Raw genomic sequence first — 14,758 nt, forward strand, 5'->3', positions numbered from 1 at the left:
GTGGCCGTTCAGGCTCAACAGGAAACCGCGGTCGAATCGGTTCGGGACCGAGAGATCCGCGTCGAACAGGAACACCTGGACCGGGTGTACCGGCGCCTGGAGGAGAAGATCCACGAGGCCGAGTTCCTGATGAACGACGCTGCCCGGCGCGGCCAGGTCGGCACGCCGGGCGCGCTCGCCGAGCGCGACGCGCAGGTCTTCCGCGCGGGCGTCCACCTCAATCGGCTCAACAACGAGTTCGAGGACTTCCTCTTCGGCCGGATCGACCTCCTGCTCGGCAAGGACGGCAAGAAGGGCCCGGACGGCGCCTACACCGCCGTCGAGCCGGCCGAGGGCGCGGTCCGCGAGGACGGCACCGCCGACATCGCCGAGACCCTGCACATCGGCCGCATCGGCGTCCTCGACGAGGAGTACGCCCCGCTGGTCATCGACTGGCGGGCCCCCGCCGCCGCGCCCTTCTACCGCTCCACGCCCGTCGACCCCGGCCGGGTCGTGCGCCGCCGGGTCATCCGCTCCAAGGGCCGCCGGGTGCTCGGCGTCGAGGACGACCTGATGCGCCCCGAGCTCACGGCGCGGCTCGACGGCCGGGAGCTGGCGGTCATCGGCGACGGCGCCCTGATGGCCGCACTCGGCCAGGCCCGCGGCCACACCATGCGGGACATCGTCGCCTCCATCCAGGCCGAGCAGGACCTGGTCATCCGCGCCCCCGCCGCCTCCGTGACCTACGTCGAGGGCGGACCGGGCACCGGCAAGACCGCCGTGGCCCTGCACCGCGCCGCCTACCTGCTCTACCAGGACCGGCGCCGGTACGCGGGCGGCATCCTGATCGTCTCCCCGACCCCGCTGCTGGTGGCGTACACCGAGGGCGTGCTGCCCTCCCTCGGCGAGGAGGGCCAGGTCGCCATCCGCGCCATCGGCTCCCTGGCGAGTGACACGGCCGGCGCCGAGGCCACGCTGTACGACTCCCCGGCGGTGGCCCGCGCCAAGGGCTCGTACCGCATGCTGAAGGTGCTGCGGAAGGCCGCCCGGGGAGCCCTGGAGCTGAACGATTCTCCCCAGCGTCTGCGCGTCGTCGCCTTCAACCGCCGGCTGGAGCTGGAGGCCGACGCGCTGGACCGGGTCCGCCGCATCGCGCTCGGCGGCACCGCGCCGGTGAACCTGCTGCGCCCCCGCGCCCGCAAGCTGCTGCTGGACGCCCTGTGGGAGCAGTCCGGCGCCGCAGCCCGGCACACCGACCCGGAGCTGGCCGCCGAGCTGCGCTCCTCCTTCGACGAGGACGTCACCGGCGAGGACGCCTTCCTCGCGTTCCTCGACGCCTGGTGGCCCGAGCTGGCCCCGAAGGACGTCCTCACCGCCATGGCCGACGAGCGGCGCCTCGGCCGCTGGGCCCGCCGGATCCTCAACCCCGGCGAGGTCCGCAAGGTCGCCCGCTCCCTGCGCCGCGACGGCTACACCGTGCACGACATCGCCCTGCTCGACGAGCTGCACGCGATCCTCGGGACCCCGGCCCGCCCGAGGAAGCGGCGCGAGCTGGACCCGCTGGACCAGCTCACCGGCCTGGAGGAGCTGATGCCCGTGCGCGAGGAGTCGCAGCGCGAGCGGGCCGAGCGGCTGGCCGCCGAGCGCGTCGAGTACGCGCACGTCATCGTGGACGAGGCGCAGGACCTCACGCCGATGCAGTGGCGCATGGTGGGCCGCCGCGGCCGGCACGCCACCTGGACGGTCGTCGGTGATCCCGCCCAGTCCTCCTGGTCCGACCCGGACGAGGCCGCCGAGGCCCGCGACGAGGCCCTCGGCACCCGGCCCCGCCGCCGCTTCCGGCTCACCGTGAACTACCGCAACCCCGCCGAGATCGCCGACCTCGCGGCGAAGGTGCTGGCCCTGGCCCTGCCCGGCGCCGAGTCCCCGACCGCCGTGCGCTCCACGGGCGTCGTGCCGCGCTTCACCGTCGTTGGGGAGTCGCTGGGCGAGAGCGTGCGCGCCGAGGCCGCCCGGCTGCTCGGCCGGGTGGACGGCACGGTGGGCGTGGTCGTCGCCATGAACCGGCGCGAGGAGGCCCGGCGCTGGCTGGCCGGGCTCGGCGACCGCGTCGTCGCCCTCGGCAGCCTGGAGGCCAAGGGCCTGGAGTACGACGCGACGGTGGTCGTCTCGCCCGCCGAGATCGCCGACGAGAGCCCGGCCGGCCTGCGCGTCCTGTACGTGGCGCTGACCCGGGCCACCCAGCAGCTCACCGTCGTCTCCGGCGACCGCGACGAACCGGACGCGACGGGCGTCCCGGACCTGCTGCGGGACTGATTCCGAAGGAACCCTCCGGAGGGAATGGCCTGACGGGATCCGTTTGTTAGCCTGGACGTGGCACCGGCCCGATCCAAGCCCCCGGGCCCAACCTTCGTCGCTACGAGCGACCACTTGCCGCGAGGCGAGCATGGCGGGCCGGTGTCATGAACGTCGGGAAGGCCCACGTCACCCTGTGTGACGTGGGCCTTCCTTCGTGCCCGCGCGGTGCGCACGGTGTGGCGAACAAAACGTTCGCAATCCCTGAGCGGCTAACCCCTACTCGCTGGTAGGTGCGACGATCTGTGGGCATACCAAGCGTCACACGGTGAAAGAGGAAGTCGGCCATGGCAACGGCGCCCAGCGTCTCCTACTCGATGACGATCCGGCTGGAGGTGCCCGCCGGCGGAACGGCGGTCTCCCAGCTCACCACCGCCGTCGAGTCCCACGGAGGCTCCGTCACCGGCCTCGACGTCACCGCGTCCGGCCACGAGCGGCTGCGCATCGACGTCACCATCGCGGCCACCTCCACCGCCCACGCCGACGAGATCGTCGAGCAGCTGCGCACCATCGAGGGCGTCACCCTCGGCAAGGTCTCCGACCGTACGTTCCTGATGCACCTCGGCGGCAAGATCGAGATGGCGTCGAAGCACCCCATCCGCAACCGTGACGACCTCTCCATGGTCTACACGCCCGGCGTCGCCCGCGTCTGCATGGCCATCGCCGAGAACCCCGAGGACGCCCGCCGCCTCACCATCAAGCGCAACTCCGTTGCGGTCGTGACGGACGGCTCCGCCGTGCTGGGCCTCGGCAACATCGGCCCCAAGGCCGCGCTGCCCGTGATGGAGGGCAAGGCCGCCCTGTTCAAGCGGTTCGCCGGCATCGACGCCTGGCCGCTCTGCCTCGACACCCAGGACACCGACGCGATCGTCGAGATCGTCAAGGCCATCGCCCCCGGCTTCGCCGGAATCAACCTGGAGGACATCTCCGCGCCGCGCTGCTTCGAGATCGAGGCCCGGCTGCGCGAGGCCCTCGACATCCCCGTCTTCCACGACGACCAGCACGGCACCGCCATCGTCGTGCTCGCCGCCCTCACCAACGCCCTGCGCGTCGTCAACAAGGGCATGGGGGACGTCCGGGTGGTCATGTCCGGCGCCGGCGCCGCGGGTACCGCCATCCTGAAGCTGCTGCTCGCAGCGGGCGTGAAGAACGCCGTCGTCGCCGACATCCACGGCGTCGTGCACGCCGGCCGCGAGGACCTGGTCGGCGCCCCCGCCGACTCCCCGCTGCGCTGGATCGCCGACAACACCAACCCGGAGAACCTGACCGGCACCCTCAGGGAGGCCGTGCGCGGCGCCGACGTCTTCATCGGCGTCTCCGCGCCCAACGTCCTGGACGCCGGCGACGTGGCCGCCATGGCCGACGGCGCGATCGTGTTCGCGCTCGCGAACCCCGACCCCGAGGTGGACCCGGCGGTGGCCCGGCAGACCGCCGCCGTGGTCGCCACCGGCCGCTCCGACTTCCCCAACCAGATCAACAACGTGCTGGTCTTCCCGGGCGTCTTCCGCGGCCTGCTGGACGCCCAGTCCCGCACCGTCAACACCGAGATGATGCTCGCCGCGGCGAAGGCCCTCGCGGACGTCGTCACCGAGGACGAGCTGAACCCGAACTACATCATCCCCAGCGTCTTCAACGACAAGGTCGCGGGCGCCGTGGCCGGCGCGGTGCGCGACGCGGCGAAGGCCGCCGGGGCCACCGCCTGACCCGCACGGGGCCGCCCATGGCTGTGAGGCTCGCCACGGCGGGCCGGGAAACCGGCGCGTCGTGGAACCCCCCGCGCCCGGGCGCACTCTATGGTGGGCGGCCGAGCAGGTGCTTTTCGTGTGACTCCCCAGGGTGTTCCCACGAGCTCCATGGGCGCCGGATTGGCTTTCCCGCCGCAGGTGGGGGCAGGATGCGTCCCTGGGCGCGAGCGCATCGGCATCTCGCAGTGCCTACTATGCGGCTCCGCCGCGTGGGGCGCCCCAACGGCAAGAAGAACACGGGAGTAACAACATGAACCGCAGTGAGCTGGTGGCCGCGCTGGCCGACCGCGCCGAGGTGACCCGCAAGGACGCCGACGCCGTGCTGGCCGCGTTCGCCGAGGTCGTCGGCGACATCGTCTCCAAGGGCGACGAGAAGGTCACCATCCCCGGCTTCCTGACCTTCGAGCGCACCCACCGTGCCGCTCGCACCGCGCGCAACCCGCAGACCGGTGACCCGATCCAGATCCCGGCCGGCTACAGCGTGAAGGTGTCCGCGGGCAGCAAGCTCAAGGAAGCCGCCAAGGGCAAGTAAGCGTTCCGCCGCTCAGGGCGCGCTGACAACGCCGATGGGGCGGTCACCCGGACTCCGGGATGACCGCCCCATCGGCGTCTGTGTGCGGCCGCAGGCCGGCGCTCCGGTCAGGTCAGCCGAGGGCCTTGCCCGGGAGTTCGACCTTCGCGCCCAGCTCCATGAGCTTCTCCATGAAGTTCTCGTAGCCGCGGTTGATCAGCTCGATGCCGTGCACCCGGGAGGTGCCCTGCGCGGCCAGCGCCGCGATCAGGTACGAGAAGCCGCCCCGCAGGTCCGGGATGACCAGGTCGGCGCCCTGGAGCCGCGTCGGGCCCGACACGACCGCCGAGTGCAGGAAGTTGCGCTGGCCGAACCGGCAGTCCGAGCCGCCCAGGCACTCGCGGTACAGCTGGATGTGGGCGCCCATCTGGTTCAGCGCGGAGGTGAAGCCGAGCCGCGACTCGTACACCGTCTCGTGGATGATCGACAGACCCGTGGCCTGCGTCAGGGCGACCACCAGCGGCTGCTGCCAGTCGGTCTGGAAACCGGGGTGCACGTCCGTCTCCAGCGCGATCGACTTCAGCTGCCCGCCGGGGTGCCAGAACCGGATGCCCTCGTCGTCGATCCGGAAGGCGCCGCCCACCTTCCGGTAGGTGTTCAGGAACGTCATCATCGAGCGCTGCTGGGCGCCCCGGACGTAGATGTCGCCCTCGGTGGCCAGCGCCGCGGATGCCCAGGAGGCGGCCTCCAGGCGGTCCGGCAGGGCCCGGTGGTCGTAGCCGCCGAGCTTGTCCACACCGGTGATGCGGATGGTGCGGTCGGTGTCCATCGCGATGATCGCGCCCATCTTCTGCAGCACGCAGATGAGGTCCTCGATCTCGGGCTCCACCGCCGCGTTGGACAGCTCGGTGACGCCCTCCGCGAGCACCGCCGTCAGCAGCACCTGCTCGGTGGCGCCGACCGACGGGTAGGGCAGCCGGATCTTGGTGCCGCGCAGCCGCCGCGGAGCCTCCAGGTACTGGCCGTCCGCCCGCTTGTCGATCTTCGCGCCGAACTGGCGCAGCACCTCGAAGTGGAAGTCGATCGGGCGGCCTCCGATGTCGCAGCCGCCCAGGCCCGGGATGAAGGCGTGCCCGAGGCGGTGCAGCAGCGGCCCGCAGAACAGGATCGGGATACGGCTGGAACCCGCGTGGGCATCGATGTCGGCGACGTTCGCGCTCTCGACGTAGGTCGGGTCGAGGACCAGCTCGCCGGGCTCCTCGCCCGGGCGCACCGTCACACCGTGCAGCTGCAGCAGACCGCGGACGACCCGCACGTCACGGATGTCCGGAACGTTGCGCAGCCGGCTCGGCTCACTGCCCAGCAGTGCGGCGACCATGGCCTTGGGTACGAGGTTCTTCGCACCCCGGACACGGATCTCGCCCTCCAGCGGGGTTCCGCCGTGGACAAGCAGTACGTCATCAGCGCCGTTGACGGTCATGTAACTCGCGTTCCGTGGAGTGGGGCAGGGGCCAGAGGAGACAGAGTAATGGCCGCCCACCCCCCTGAAGTAGGCGAAGAGGAGACCCAGCCACGTCATGGCTGTGTCACAACACGAACCGCTCCCGCGCGGGCACGGGGGGTCACCGCGGCGGGGGTGTGCGCCGGGGGCGCACCGGGGAACCCGCCCGTCGCCGCCACCTGCCGGTCCGTGGTCCCGTGGGCCCCTTCTGATTCGGCCGCCCTCGCCGCCGTCCCCGCTTTGCCTCCCCCCGCGGGGCAAGATGCGGGATCATGTCTGGCATGACCGAGGTGTCCTCGCTCACAGGGCGGCTGCTCGTGGCCACGCCCGCCCTGGCGGACCCGAACTTCGACCACGCGGTGGTGCTCCTTCTCGACCACGACGAGGAGGGCTCGCTCGGTGTCGTCCTCAACCGGCCCACCCCGGTGGACGTGGGCGACATCCTGGAGGGCTGGGCCGACCTCACCGGGGAGCCCGGCGTCATCTTCCAGGGCGGCCCGGTCTCCCTCGACTCGGCGCTCGGTGTGGCGGTGATCCCCGGGGGCGGCTCCGGTGAACGCGACCCGCTCGGCTGGCGCCGGGTGCACGGCGCGATCGGCCTGGTCGACCTGGAGGCCCCGCCGGAGCTGCTCGCCTCGGCCCTCGGCTCCCTGCGCATCTTCGCCGGTTACGCGGGCTGGGGGCCGGGCCAGCTGGAGGACGAGCTCGTCGACGGCGCCTGGTACGTCGTCGAGTCCGAGCCCGGCGACGTCTCCTCCCCGTCCCCGGAACGCCTGTGGCGCGAGGTACTGCGCCGCCAGCGCAACGAGCTGGCGATGGTGGCCACGTACCCGGACGACCCTTCCCTCAACTGATACGGGTGGGCTTCAGTACTCTTGGCGGTATGAGCACTCTTGAGCCCGAGCGTGGAACCGGTACGGGGACTCTCGTAGAGCCGACGCCGCAGGTGTCGCACGGTGACGGTGACCACGAGCGCTTCGCCCACTACGTCCAGAAGGACAAGATCATGGCGAGCGCCCTCGACGGGACGCCCGTCGTGGCGCTGTGCGGCAAGGTGTGGGTGCCGGGCCGCGACCCGAAGAAGTACCCCGTGTGCCCCATGTGCAAGGAGATCTACGAGTCCATGGGCTCCGGCGGGGACGACAAGGGCAAGGGCGACGGCAAGTAGCCGTCCCGCCTCTTCCCCGTCTTCCGCCTCTTCCACGTCTTCACGGCCTCCGGGACCGTCGCCCGCGGTGGATCCCGGAGGCTTTCGTGCCGTCCGCCCGGGAGCGACGTGAGCGATCTGATTCCGGCACCGCGGGTGATCGAGGGACCCGGGCCGGGCGAGGTGGTGCTGGACGGCTCCACCACGCTGTGGGCCGCGCCCGGCACGGAGGGCACCGAGCGCTGGCTGCGCGCCACGCTCGCCGTCCACGGTCTGCCGCTGCCGCCGGGCCCGCCGGACGGCAGCCCCGGCGTGCGGCTGGTGCTGGACGACGCGCTGGGCCCGGAGGCGTACCGGCTGGCCGTGACCGCCGGCCGCGGTGTGGAGATCCGCGGCGGTGACCCGGCCGGCGTGTTCTGGGGCGCCCAGACCCTGCGCCAGCTGCTCGGGCCGGAGGTCTTCCGCCGCGCCGCCGTCCGGCCCGGCCGCCGCCACGTCCTCGCGCGGCAGGTCGTCGAGGACGCGCCCCGCTTCCGCTGGCGGGGGCTGTTGCTGGACGTGGCCCGGCACTTCATGCCCAAGGACGGGGTGCTGCGCCACCTGGACCTGATGGCCACGCACAAACTCAACGTGCTCCACCTGCACCTGACGGACGACCAGGGCTGGCGGGTGGAGATCCGGCGCCACCCGCGGCTGACCGAGGTCGGCGGCTGGCGGTCCCGGACCAAGATCGGGCACCGGGCCTCCCCGCTGTGGGACGAGCGGCCGCACGGCGGCTACTACACCCAGGACGACCTGCGCGAGATCGTCGCCTACGCCGCCGAGCGGCACGTCACCGTCGTGCCCGAGATCGACGTGCCGGGGCATTCGCAGGCGGCCATCGCCGCCTACCCGCAACTCGGCAACACCGATGTCGTCGACACCGCGGCCCTGTCCGTCTGGGACACCTGGGGCGTCAACCCCAACGTGCTCGCCCCGACCGAGACCGTGCTGCGCTTCTACGAGGGGGTGTTCGAGGAGGTCCTGGACCTCTTTCCGGGGGAGTTCGTGCACATCGGCGGCGACGAGTGCCCCAAGGACCAGTGGCGGGCCTCGCCGGCCGCGCAGGCCCGCATGCGGGAGCTGGGACTCGCGGACGAGGACGCGCTGCAGTCTTGGTTCGTGCGGCACTTCGACTCCTGGCTCGCGGCCCGCGGCCGGCGGCTGATCGGCTGGGACGAGATCCTGGAGGGCGGCCTGGCACCCGGCGCCGCCGTGTCGTCCTGGCGGGGGTACGCGGGCGGCGTCACCGCCGCGCGGGCCGGCCACGACGTCGTCATGTGCCCCGAGGAGCAGGTGTACCTGGACCACCGTCAGGCGCCCGGCGACGACGAGCCGGTGCCGATCGGCTGGGTGCGCACCCTGGAGGACGTCTACCGGTTCGAGCCGGTGCCGCCGGAGCTGACGCCCGAGCAGGCGCGGCGGGTCCTGGGCACGCAGGCCAACGTGTGGACCGAGGTGACGGAGGACCAGGCGCGCGTGGACTACCAGGCGTTCCCGAGGCTGGCCGCCTTCGCCGAGGTGGCCTGGAGCGCCCTGCCGCCGCCCGCCGAGCGGGACTTCCCCGGGTTCGAGCGGCGGATGGCCGTGCACTACGAGCGGCTGGACGCCCTGGGCGTCGCCTACCGGCCGCCGGGCGGGCCGAAGCCGTGGCAGCGGCGGCCGGGGGTGCTCGGCCGGCCGAAGGAAGGGCCGCCGCCGCAGCGGTAGGCCGCGCACAGCGGCAGGTCGCGCACAGCGGTAGGACACGTATACGGAATTCCGAACAAGTACGGGGAAAACCCCCGGCGGAATCACCGAAGAGAGGCAATTCGCGCGGATCGGCGATGCTGTGCGAAAACGGACCACCTGCCCGGTGAGGTGCGCGAACGCCTCCTGGTGGACCCCCGTCCTCGGGAGCCGCGAAGATGTGCCAGAGTTGCCACGTCCGCCCTGTGAGCACGTACCGTACGGCGCAACAGGTGGGACCAGGTGGGGCAGCGGGAAGGGGCAGCCGGTTTTGACCACGCACGCACCGCAGGCGGCGCAGGCCGTCACGTTGCCCACGACACTGGACGAGGCCGTGGCGGCCCTCACGGCCATGCCCGCCGCCGTACCCGTCGCGGGCGGTACCGACCTCATGGCCGCCGTCAACTCCGGACAGCTGCGGCCCACCGCCCTGGTCGGCCTCGGCCGGATCAGCGAGATCCGCGGCTGGCAGTACCAGGACGGCCACGCCCTGCTCGGCGCCGGCCTCACGCACGCGCGCATGGGCCGCCCCGACTTCGCCGCGCTCATCCCCGCGCTCGCCGCCGCCGCCCGCGCCGCCGGACCGCCGCACATCCGCAACGCGGGCACCCTGGGCGGCAACATCGCCTCGGCGGCTGCCACCGGCGACGCACTGCCCGTGCTGGCAGCCCTGGAGGCGACCCTGATCGTCGCGGGCCAGGGCGGTGCCCGCCGCGAGATCCCCGTCTCGCACCTGCTGGCCGGCATGGCGATGCTGCGCGCCGGGGAACTCATCGGCTACGTGCGCGTGCCGCTGCTGCACGCCCCCCAGGTCTTCCTCAAGGCGACCGGCCGCACCGGCCCGGGCCGCGCCGTCGCCTCCGTCGCGCTCGTGCTCGACCCCGCCCGGCGCGGGGTGCGGTGCGCCGTCGGCGCCATAGCGCCCATGCCGCTGCGGCCCCTGGACGCCGAGCAGTGGGTCGCCCGGCTCATCGACTGGGACAACAACCGCGCGATCGTCCCCGAGGCCCTGACCGCCTTCGGGGAGTACGTGGCCGCGGCCTGCATCCCCGACCCGGTCCCCGGCGAGGACGGCTTCGTGCCCGAGCTGCCGCCCGCCGTACTGCACCTGCGGCGCACCGTCGCCGCGCTGGCCCGACGAGCACTGGGGAGGGCGCTGTCGTGACCGACGACCAGCACGACCGGCACGAACACCAGGGACGGCACGGACAGCACGGAGACCGGGAGCGGGCAGGGGAGGGCACGCCGGCCGGCGGTGGCCGCTGGGACCCCCTGCCCCAGGGCGACTACGACGACGGTGCCACCGCCTTCGTGCAGCTCCCCGAGGGCGGCATCGACGCGCTGATGGCGGGCGACAGCCCGCTCGCCGCGCCCGGTCACGGCTATGTGCCGCCGCAGATAACGGCGTCCCCGGACGCGCCCGACCCCGGCGCCACCGGCACCGCGTCCTGGCCCCTGCCCGCGGGCGGCGGGGAGTGGCCCGAGCCGGGCGCGGGCGGACAGCACGGCGGCCGGCCGGCCGGTGACGACGGCTTCACGTACAACCCCGGTGAGACCGGCCAGTGGACCTTCGAGGCGCCCGCCGCCCCCGTCCCCGGCCAGGACGTCACCGGGCAGTGGTCCATCCCCGTCGCCGGGGGCGACCTCCCGGACGAGTCGGGCGAGTTCACCACGTCGGCCCTGATCGACCAGTGGGGCACCGCGCCCGCCACCCTGCCCGGCGGCGCGCCCGCCCCGTGGGCCACCGAGGCGCCCGGCGGACCCTGGACCCCGGAGGCGGCCGAGCAGCGGCCGGCCGAGGGCCACGGCGACGCGGCCGGCCCCGGCACCTCCGGCGGCCACCCCGGCGAGACCCCGTACGGGGCGCCCCCCGGCGGCGACGGGGCGTCGCGGAACGAGCCCGGGGCGCTGCCTGACACGGACGGCGCCCTGCACCCGGGCGACGGAGCTCCGGGCGAGGCGGGCTCCCCGCACCCGGACGACGTGCCTCAAGCGGGCGGCGCGGGCCACGCGGGTGAGGTGACCTACGCGGGCGATGCGACTCCGGCGGGGGGCGTCCCCCTCGCGGGTGAGACGGCGCGGCCCGGCGGGGCCCACCCCGGCGAGGCGGCCCACCGAGCCGAGCACGGGCGGTCGACCGCGCCGCACGCGCCGTACGGCGTGGGCGAGCCGTACGACTCGGGCGAGCGGCGGCACCCCGGTGCGCCGCTTCCGGCCGGTGACGTACCGCACCCCGGTGCGCCGCACCAGGCCGGAGACGACGTACCGCACCCCGGTGCGCCGCACCCGGCCGGTGACGCCTCACAGGGCGCGGAAGGGCCGCGGCACCCCGGCGTGCCCGGACCGGCGGCCGGTGACGACCCCCGGCCCCCCGGCCCCCCGTACCCTCCGCAGGACTCCCCACGGCCCGGCGAGTCGTCGTACGACCCCACCGGTGCCGCCGGGAGCGCGTCCTCGCAGGCTCCGGCGGCCGGTGACGCCGTCGGCGCCGACCAGGGGGCCCACGGGCCCGGCGAGTCCACCGAGGAGCCCCGGCCGGCCGACGGAACCACGGCCCCGGGGGCCTCACCCGGCCCCGCGGCGGAAGACCCGGCCTCCGGTGCGACGGGCCCGGACCAAGCCCCCGGCGCGGACGAGCCCGGCGCCCAGGAGCCGCCCGCCGGCCCCGGGGGCCCGCAGACCGCGGCTCCCCCCACCCCCGAAGCGCCCGCTGACGCCCTTCACGCGCGCGTGGCGGACGCCCCCGGGGACGACACCCGGCCGGGCACGACGGCGGCCGAAACCCAGGCGGACGCCCCGCCTCCGCCGCCGGCCGACGAGCACCCCCTCGCCTCCTACGTCCTGCGGGTCAACGGCTCCGACCGCCCCGTCAACGACGCCTGGATCGGCGAGTCGCTGCTCTACGTGCTGCGCGAACGGCTCGGCCTGGCCGGCGCCAAGGACGGCTGCTCGCAGGGCGAGTGCGGCGCGTGCAACGTGCAGGTCGACGGCCGGCTCGTCGCGTCGTGCCTGGTGCCGGCGGTCACCACGGCCGGCAGCGAGGTCCGTACCGTGGAGGGCCTGGCCGCCGACGGGCAGCCCTCCGACGTGCAGCGGGCGCTCGCCCGGTGCGGCGCCGTGCAGTGCGGCTTCTGCGTGCCGGGCATGGCGATGACCGTGCACGACCTGCTGGAGGGCAACCCGGCGCCGACCGAACTGGAGACCCGCCAGGCGCTCTGCGGCAACTTGTGCCGCTGCTCCGGGTACCGGGGCGTGCTGGAGGCCGTCAAGGAGGTCGTCGCCGAGCGCGAGGCGCACCGTACGGCGGCCGGCGAGGGCGAACCGGACGGCGACGCGCCGCGCATCCCCCACCAGGGCGGCCCGTCCCTCTTCGAGGCGCCGGGCGCCATGGACAGCCATGACCAGGACGGAGGCCAGGCGTGAGCAACGAAGCCGCGACCGCGTCGACCGCCGCGGCGGCCGCCCCCGCCCCCGAGCCGATCCCGCACGGGCTCGGCTCCCCCCTGCCACCCGCCGACGCCCGCGCCAAGACCGAGGGCACCTTCCCGTACGCGGCGGACCTGTGGGCCGAGGGCCTGCTGTGGGCGGCGGTGCTGCGCGCGCCGCACCCGCACGCGCGCATCGTGTCCATCGACACCTCCCACGCGCGCGAGATGCCCGGCGTGCGGGCCGTCGTCACCCACGAGGACGTCCCGGGCACCCCGCGCCACGGGCGCGGCACCCCCGACCGGCCGGTGTTCGCCTCCGACGTCGTGCGCCACCACGGCGAGCCCATCGCCGCCGTCGCCGCCGACCACCCGGACACCGCGCGCATGGCGGCGGCGGCCGTCATCGTCGAGTACGAGGTGCTCGACCCCGTCACCGACCCCGAGCAGGCGTTCGAGGCGGAGCCCCTGCACCCGGACGGCAACCTGATCCGGCACATCCCGCTGCGCCACGGCGACCCGGAGGCGGTCGGCGAGGTCGTCGTCGAGGGCCTGTACCGGATCGGCCGCCAGGACCCGGCGCCGATCGGCGCCGAGGCCGGACTCGCCGTGCCCCGCCCCGACGGCGGGGTGGAGCTGTACCTGGCCTCCACCGACCCGCACGCCGACCGCGACACCGCCGCCGCGGTCTTCGGGCTTCCGCCGGAGCACGTGAAGATCGTGGTCACCGGGGTGCCCGGGGCCACCGCCGACCGCGAGGACCAGGGCTTCCAGCTCCCGCTCGGCCTGCTGGCGCTCAGGACCGGCTGCCCGGTGAAGCTGACGGCGACCCGCGAGGAGTCCTTCCTCGGCCACGTCCACCGCCACCCCACCCTGCTGCGCTACCGCCACCACGCGGACGGCGAGGGCCGGCTGGTCAAGGTCGAGGCGCAGATCCTGCTCGACGCGGGCGCGTACGCCGACACCTCGTCGGAGGCGCTCGCCGCCGCCGTCTCCTTCGCCTGCGGCCCGTACGTGGTGCCGAACGCCTTCATCGAGGGCTGGGCCGTGCGCACCAACAACCCGCCCTCCGGCCATGTGCGCGGCGAGGGCGCGATGCAGGTCTGCGCCGCCTACGAGGCCCAGATGGACAAGCTGGCGAAGAAACTCGCCCTCGACCCGGCGGAGCTGCGCCTGCGCAACGCGCTGGCCACGGGCGACGTCATGCCGACCGGCCAGACCGTGACCTGTCCCGCCCCGGTCGCCGAACTCCTCCAGGCGGTGAGGGACTTCCCGCTGCCGCCGCTGCCGAAGGACACCCCCGAGGAGGAGTGGCTGCTGCCGGGCGGGCCCGAGGGCGCGGGCGAACCGGGCGCGGTGCGCCGGGGCGTGGGCTACGGCCTGGGCATGGTGCACATGCTGGGCGCGGAGGGCGCCGACGAGGTCTCCACGGCGACGGTGAAGGTGCAGGACGGCGTGGCGACGGTGCTGTGCGCCGCCGTCGAGACCGGCCAGGGCTTCTCCACGCTGGCCCGCCAGATCGTCCAGGAGACGCTGGGCATCGACGAGGTGCACGTCGCACCCGTCGACACCGACCAGCCGCCGGCCGGCGCCGGCTGCCGCGGCCGGCACACCTGGGTGTCGGGCGGCGCCGTCGAGCGGGCCGCCAAGATGGTGCGCACGCAGCTCCTGCAGCCGCTGGCCCACAAGTTCGGGATGTCCACCGAGCTGCTGCAGATCACCGACGGCAAGATCACCTCGTACGACGGTGTCCTGTCGACGACGGTGACGGAGGAGCTGCACGGCAAGGAGCTGTGGGCGACCGCGCAGTGCCGTCCGCACCCGACCGAGCCGCTGAACGAGCAGGGGCAGGGCGACGCGTTCGTCGGCATGGCGTTCTGCGCGATCCGCGCGGTGGTGGACGTCGACATCGAGCTGGGCTCGGTGCGGGTGGTGGAGCTGGCGGTCGCCCAGGACGTCGGCCGGATCCTCAACCCGGCGCAGCTCGCGGCCCGTATCGAGGCCGGCGTCACCCAGGGCGTGGGCATCGCCCTCACCGAGAACCTGCGCACCCCGCGCGGCGTGATCCGCCACCCCGACCTGACCGGTTACGCCCTGCCCACGGCCCTCGACGTGCCGGACATCCGGATCGTGAAACTGGTGGAGGAGCGCGACGTGGTGGCCCCGTTCGGCGCGAAGGCGGTCAGCGCGGTTCCCGTGGTGACCTCCCCGGCGGCCGTCGCCTCGGCCGTGCGTGCCGCGACCGGCCGCCCCGTCAACCGCCTGCCGATCCGCCCGCAGGCGGCCGTGGTCACGCCCCGCTGAACCGCGGTCGCGGCCCGGGGCGGG

The 14,758-nt window shown here is 74.2% G+C and carries 10 protein-coding genes; 9 read left to right on the top strand and 1 reads right to left on the bottom strand.

Annotation, left to right across the window (positions count from 1 at the left end; translation table 11 throughout):
- The 3 genes from ACSLTV_RS19160 (at position 1) to ACSLTV_RS19170 (ending at position 4,611) form a co-directional block, all read left to right on the top strand.
- Entirely contained in the window at positions 1 to 2,295 is a 2,295-nt protein-coding gene (locus ACSLTV_RS19160) for a HelD family protein (RefSeq protein WP_432133300.1), read from the top strand.
- Positions 2,296 to 2,621: 326 nt separating this feature from the next.
- A complete protein-coding gene (locus tag ACSLTV_RS19165) occupies positions 2,622 to 4,037 on the top strand; it encodes an NAD-dependent malic enzyme (RefSeq protein ID WP_432133299.1) in 1,416 nt (471 codons plus the stop codon).
- Between the two features lie 292 nt (positions 4,038 to 4,329).
- Entirely contained in the window at positions 4,330 to 4,611 is a 282-nt protein-coding gene (locus tag ACSLTV_RS19170; RefSeq protein WP_004000874.1) for an HU family DNA-binding protein, read from the top strand.
- Between the two features lie 112 nt (positions 4,612 to 4,723).
- Here ACSLTV_RS19170 and murA read toward each other — a convergent pair whose 3' ends face one another.
- Entirely contained in the window at positions 4,724 to 6,070 is a 1,347-nt protein-coding gene (murA, locus tag ACSLTV_RS19175; protein WP_432133298.1) for a UDP-N-acetylglucosamine 1-carboxyvinyltransferase, read from the bottom strand.
- Between the two features lie 302 nt (positions 6,071 to 6,372).
- On the opposite strand from murA, the gene ACSLTV_RS19180 reads away from it, so the two are divergent.
- From ACSLTV_RS19180 to ACSLTV_RS19205, 6 genes are all read left to right on the top strand, one after another.
- Entirely contained in the window at positions 6,373 to 6,945 is a 573-nt protein-coding gene (locus ACSLTV_RS19180) for a YqgE/AlgH family protein (protein WP_432133373.1), read from the top strand.
- Positions 6,946 to 6,974: 29 nt separating this feature from the next.
- The gene (locus ACSLTV_RS19185) at positions 6,975 to 7,259 is read left to right on the top strand and encodes a DUF3039 domain-containing protein (protein ID WP_432133297.1); all 285 of its coding nucleotides are present in this window, start codon (positions 6,975 to 6,977) and stop codon (positions 7,257 to 7,259) included.
- Between the two features lie 108 nt (positions 7,260 to 7,367).
- Positions 7,368 to 8,987: a beta-N-acetylhexosaminidase gene (locus ACSLTV_RS19190; RefSeq protein WP_432133296.1), complete on the top strand. Its 1,620-nt coding sequence runs from the start codon at positions 7,368 to 7,370 to the stop codon at positions 8,985 to 8,987.
- Positions 8,988 to 9,276: 289 nt separating this feature from the next.
- Entirely contained in the window at positions 9,277 to 10,170 is an 894-nt protein-coding gene (locus ACSLTV_RS19195) for an FAD binding domain-containing protein (RefSeq protein WP_432133295.1), read from the top strand.
- Entirely contained in the window at positions 10,167 to 12,428 is a 2,262-nt protein-coding gene (locus ACSLTV_RS19200) for a 2Fe-2S iron-sulfur cluster-binding protein (protein ID WP_435612538.1), read from the top strand. The genes ACSLTV_RS19195 and ACSLTV_RS19200 overlap by 4 nt, the downstream gene beginning before the upstream one ends.
- On the top strand, positions 12,425 to 14,734 hold the full coding sequence (locus ACSLTV_RS19205) for a xanthine dehydrogenase family protein molybdopterin-binding subunit (RefSeq protein WP_432133293.1): 2,310 nt from the start codon (positions 12,425 to 12,427) through the stop codon (positions 14,732 to 14,734). Before ACSLTV_RS19200 ends, ACSLTV_RS19205 begins: the two co-directional genes overlap by 4 nt.
- Positions 14,735 to 14,758: the final 24 nt, after the last annotated feature.

The sequence above is a fragment of the Streptomyces sp. bgisy159 genome (assembly GCF_965341775.1).
GTDB lineage: Bacteria > Actinomycetota > Actinomycetes > Streptomycetales > Streptomycetaceae > Streptomyces.